This window comes from Flectobacillus sp., from assembly GCF_049240685.1.
In the GTDB taxonomy this organism is placed as follows: Bacteria; Bacteroidota; Bacteroidia; order Cytophagales; family Spirosomataceae; genus Flectobacillus.
On sequence record NZ_JBMLSD010000053.1, the window covers coordinates 1 to 2,897 of the forward strand.

General features: G+C 39.0%; 2 protein-coding genes. Both read left to right on the forward strand.

Annotation, left to right across the window (positions count from 1 at the left end; translation table 11 throughout):
• The first annotated feature begins 154 nt into the window (after window positions 1-154).
• Window positions 155-1,228 carry a twin-arginine translocation signal domain-containing protein gene (locus ACOVQ4_RS02395; RefSeq protein WP_421819067.1) on the forward strand — a complete coding sequence of 358 codons (1,074 nt, stop codon included), beginning with the start codon at window positions 155-157 and terminating at the stop codon, window positions 1,226-1,228.
• Window positions 1,229-1,457: 229 nt separating this feature from the next.
• Window positions 1,458-2,897, forward strand: a 1,440-nt coding sequence (locus ACOVQ4_RS02400; protein ID WP_421819068.1) for a DUF2231 domain-containing protein, incomplete at its 3' end; no start/stop codon positions are given.

Consider the following 2,897-nt stretch of genomic DNA (forward strand, 5'->3'; position numbering starts at 1 on the left):
AATTGCGGATTTGGGATTTCTGATTTCGGAAATAAAGAAAATAAATGATTAAACTTCCGAAATACAACATCCGATATCCGAAATAGACAGTTTTAGAATCCTTCGTACAGTATTGATTCACAATTCGTAATTTACCATTAACATATTATCCTCTATGCACGAGCATCAATCCAGAAGAAATTTCCTCAAAACTAGCACCTTAGCTGTAGGAGCTGGTTTAATCACCAATACTAGTTTAGGCAATAAAACATCTCAAAAAATGGAAGAAATCATCATTGGGCATAATTCCCACAAGTACAAAGTAGTAGCAGGATGGGGCGTACTAGATGCTGCTAAAAACCCTGTGAACGACTGTCACGAAATGGTAGAAGATGCCAAAGGTCGTTTGATTATGTGTACCAACGAAACCAAAAACAACATCTTGATTTATGATAAATCAGGAAAACTATTGGAGGCTTGGGGCACAAGTTATCCTGGAGCACATGGACTAACTATCTCTAACGAGGGCGCCGAACAGTTTTTATTTATTTGTGATAACAATCGTCATCAAGTTATCAAAACCGACTTGAAAGGACGTGAAGTAATGAAATTGGAGTACCCCAAAGAAACAGGCGTTTATGAATCACCTAACCGCTTCGTTCCTACAGAAACAGCTATTAACCCAGCCAATGGCGATATCTATGTAGCTGATGGATATGGTTCACAGTATATTATTCAATATGACAGCAAAGGCCGATACATCCGTCATTTTGGAGGTTACTCAAATGCTTACACTGACGATAAATTTGATACTTGTCATGGTGTTTTGGTAGATACTCGTGATAAAAAGAACCCAACCTTATTGGTTACAGACCGTTCACATACTTGTATCAAAAGATTTACACTTGACGGAAAATTCTTGGCGGTGTATCATTTACCGGGCACTTTCGTATGTAGACCAGTACTACATGGCGACTATATTTTTGCAGCAGCCTACAGAAGCTCCGACCAATCTTGGAATAACTCAGGTTATATTCAGGTAATGGATAAAAATATGAAAGTAATCTCAACCCCTGGTGGGTCTGAGCCGACTTACAAAGATGGTAAGCTACAACGTCAGTACAAAGACGACCCTCACAATGTGTTTATGCACCCTCATGATGTATATGTAGACTCTGACGAAAACGTGTATATTCCTCAGTGGAATTCTAAAAAAACCTATCCCATCAAACTGGAAAGAATTGCTTAAGAGTGATGAGTTTTTAATGCGGAATGAGGAGTGATTTTTAGAGCGATGGGGGCTGAGTGGTGAATTGTGAATCATGACCATTAACATTTTACTTTATTACTTATCATACTTAAATATTAGGCTTTCGGCGGTCAGCTATGTACATTGGTCATAAAGGAAATATTTTGCCTAATGCATACGGCTTACAGCCTAAAGCCTACATTTACCGTATTTTTCAAATCAACATATAATGATAGTATTGCAAACCAATTCCACTTCGGATTGGGCCATGTTTTTGGGGCATTTTCACCCTTTAGTGGTTCATTTACCTATTGGAATGTTGATAATGGCGGCCATTTTAGAGTGGTTATCTCGTAAAAAAAATTTACAGACACTTCAGCCTGCCATTGCTCCTATTCTTCTAACTGGCTCACTCACCGCTGTGTTATCATGTATTTTTGGCTATTTACTTTCCTCCTCTGGGGAGTATAACGAAGATACGCTCTTTTGGCATCAATGGATGGGAATAGCGGTAGCGGCTGTTTCCTTATTGTCTTGGTATCTAAAAGGTTACGAACGGAGTCCCGTCATGAATAAAGGATATTTATCTGCTTTATTCACCATGCTAATTTTATTGACGGTTACGGGGCATCTTGGGGGAAATATGACACATGGAGAAGATTATTTGTACGCCAATACGCCTGAGCCATTTCGCTCTTTGCTAGGATTACCAGCAAGAAAGGCGGGTAGTACAACGCAAAAGAAAATAGAAAATATCAATGAAGCCTTAGTCTATCAGGATATTATAGCGCCAGTGATGGAGCAGAAATGTTGGTCATGTCACAATGCCAATAAAATCAAAGGAGAATTGCGTATGGACCAACAAGATTTACTTTTGAAAGGAGGTAAACATGGCGCCATTATCAAAGCAAATGATCCAGCCAATAGCGAACTTATCAAACGCTTGCTATTACCAGAGGAAGACGAACATCACATGCCTCCAAAAGGTAAAACACCACTGACTGAGCAAGAAATCGCGCTTTTGCATTGGTGGATTCAGCAAGGTGCGCCTTTTGACAAAAAGGTAGCCCAACTAAAACCCGATGAAAAGGTAAAGCCTTTGCTAGCATCGCTCTCAAGTGGTGGCAATAGACAAGAAAATGGTGAAAGTATTTCAGCAGTTTTTAAAGAAAATGTCCCTGCTGCCAATGAAGAGGATATTCAAAAATTAAGTGCATTAAAGGTTATTGTCATGCCTGTTGCCAGCGGACAGCATTTTCTACAAGCCAACTTTGTGAATGCTCCTAACTTTGATGATGCTCAAATCAATTTACTGAACAACTTATCAGAGCAAGTCATTTGGTTAAAATTAGGGCGCACTAAAATAACCGATAAATCTATGGCGGAGGTCGCCAAATGTAAACATCTAACGCATCTACATTTAGAACATACTGCTATTACAGACGCAGGTTTAGCGCAATTAAAAGATTTACAATATTTGGAATATCTTAATCTTTTTGACACTAAGATTACCGATTCAGGCATTCAAGCTTTAGCCAAACTAAAGTCTCTTAAAAATATCTATTGCTGGAAAAGTAAAGTCACCAAGACAGGCATTCAAGCATTGAAAAAAGCGCTACCTGACGTAGCAATACATACAGGTTGGGAGGAAACTACGAAGATTTCCACG